This window comes from Pseudomonas sp. YNh, assembly GCF_037993085.1.
In the GTDB taxonomy this organism is placed as follows: domain Bacteria; phylum Pseudomonadota; class Gammaproteobacteria; order Pseudomonadales; family Pseudomonadaceae; genus Aquipseudomonas; species Aquipseudomonas putida.
This window is the reverse complement of record NZ_JBBMRJ010000071.1, coordinates 1-2,190: the sequence shown is the minus strand read 5'-3', so window position 1 is coordinate 2,190 and position 2,190 is coordinate 1. Positions and strand designations below refer to the sequence as shown.

Below are 2,190 nucleotides of genomic sequence, written 5' to 3'. Positions count from 1 at the left end.
TGCGTGGCGGCTTCGCAAACCTGATGCTCGACGCGGCAAGCCCGCTGTTCGGGCTGGTCATTCGCCTGCGCACCCTGGATGACCTGCCCAACCTCTCCTACGTGCACAAGACCGTGCAAAACCAGGTCAGCAACATTCGCCAAGAAATCCAGCAGCACGGGTACCCCATCGTGCACCAGGAAGTCTATTCCTACGCCCTGTGCCTGTACCTGGACGAGGCCGTGATGAGCCGCCCGTGGGGCAGCAATTCGTGCTGGAGCCACCAGCCGCTGCTCAGCATCTTCCACGACGAAACCCAGGGCGGCGAAAAGATCTTCGTGCTGCTCGAGCGGGTCATGCAGGCGCCCAGGGAATTCCAGGATGTACTGGAGTTCCTGTACTACTGCTTCTGCCTGGGCCTCAGGGGCAAGCACGCCCTGGACCCCAAGTGCGAAGACATCATCAAAGCCTTGATCTCGCGCATGCACACGGTCATCCGCGAACTGCGTGGCCCCACGCCGGAAGAGGTGTGCGACCCCTACAGCAACGTCGTTCATTGCCCCCACCGCCCGCGACGCTGGGAGTGGCCCTGGTGGAGCCCGCTGGTGATCTCCGCCGTCGCCATGGTCTGCGCTTACAGCTACTACAGCTACCGCCTCGACCTGCTCACCGCCGAAGTCCTGGAATCGCTCAACGCGATTCTGCAGCAGTAGCAGGGGCCGCCATATGCCTAGCCAATCCGATTTGCGCTTTACCTTCCAGCCGCTGGCTGGCCGGAGTGAGTTCGAAGTGGTGTCGTTCGAACTGGACGAAGCCATCAGCACGCCGTTCCAGCTGAAGCTGGAACTGGTCAGTTTCGAAGACGATGTCGACTTTGGCCAGTTGCTCGACAAGCCGGTGCTGTTCACGATCTGGCGCGGCGAGCGCCCGCTGCGTTACGTGCACGGCCTGGTCAGCACCTTCAGCCAGGGTGAAACAGGCTTCCATCGCACCCGTTACCGCGCCCTGGTCGAACCCGTGCTGGCCCGCGCCGGGCTGCGCTCGAACTGGCGCATTTTCCAGCAGAAAACCGTGCCACAGATTCTCGAGATCATGCTCAAGCGCCAGGGCATCACCGGCTACGAGCTGAGAAGCATCGACAAGCATGAGGTGCGCGAGTTCTGCGTGCAGGCCGGTGAAACCGACCTCGACTTCATCGCCCGCCTGGCCGCCGAAGAGGGTTTTGTCTACCGCTTCGAGCACACGCCAAAACTGCACAAGCTGCTGATCACCGACCGGCTGCTGGGGCTGGGGCAGATCAGCCAGGGCGCCATCAAGGGCGATGACGAGGACGAAGTTTTCTTTGACGACGACACCGACCCCAACCAGGTGCTGTACCACGCCAACAGCGGCGGCAACCAGGCCAGGCCGTGCCTGCGCCGCCTGCGTTACAGCGAGCAGGTACGTACCGCGCGCCAGGTGCAGCGCGACTACACCTTCACCCACCCGGCCTACCGCCAGGAGCAACGTGCCGACGGCAGCGACCTGAAGCACCAGTCCACCACGTACGAGCGCTTCGACTACCCCGGCCGCTACAAGCGCGGGGCGGTCGGCGCGCCCTTCACCGCCACCCGCATCACAGCCTGGCGCCATGACGCCCGCATGGCCGAGGTGGGCGGCGACGACGTGCGCCTGCAGCCGGGGCTGAGCTTCACCCTGATCGAGCACCCGCGCAACGACCTGAACATGCATTGGCGTGCAACCCGCGTGCACCATGAAGGCACCCAGTTCACCAGCCTTCAGGAAGAGGCTGCGGGTGCCCGGCAAGACACCCGCTACACGCAGGCAGCCGTGCTGGTGCCCGGCAGAACCGAATGGCGCCCGGCGCCGTTGCCCAAGCCGCGCATCGATGGCCCGCAGATGGCGACGGTGGTGGGGCCCAAGGGCGAGGAAATCTACTGCGACCAATGGGGCCGGGTGAAGGTCAGCTTCCCCTGGGACCGGGAAAGCCAGGACAACGAGTTCAGTTCCTGCTGGGTACGCGTGTCGCAAGGCTGGGCCGGTGGCAGCTGGGGTTCGATGGCCATTCCGCGCATAGGCCAGGACGTGATCATCCAGTACGTCGACGCCGACCCGGACCAGCCGATGATCACCGGGCGCACCTACTGTGGCAATCAGCTGCCGCCGTATGACCTGCCCAAGCACAAGACGCGGATGACCATCAAGAGCCAG

2 protein-coding genes are annotated in these 2,190 nt (G+C 64.2%); both read left to right on the top strand.

The window, feature by feature from the left end; all coding sequences use genetic code 11:
* Window positions 1–692 (top strand): type IVB secretion system protein IcmH/DotU (gene icmH, locus WF331_RS29045; protein ID WP_340623562.1); only part of this gene is annotated, 692 nt, incomplete at its 5' end.
* Between the two features lie 13 nt (window positions 693–705).
* A partial coding sequence (locus WF331_RS29040; RefSeq protein ID WP_340623561.1) for a type VI secretion system Vgr family protein occupies window positions 706–2,190 on the top strand: 1,485 nt, incomplete at its 3' end.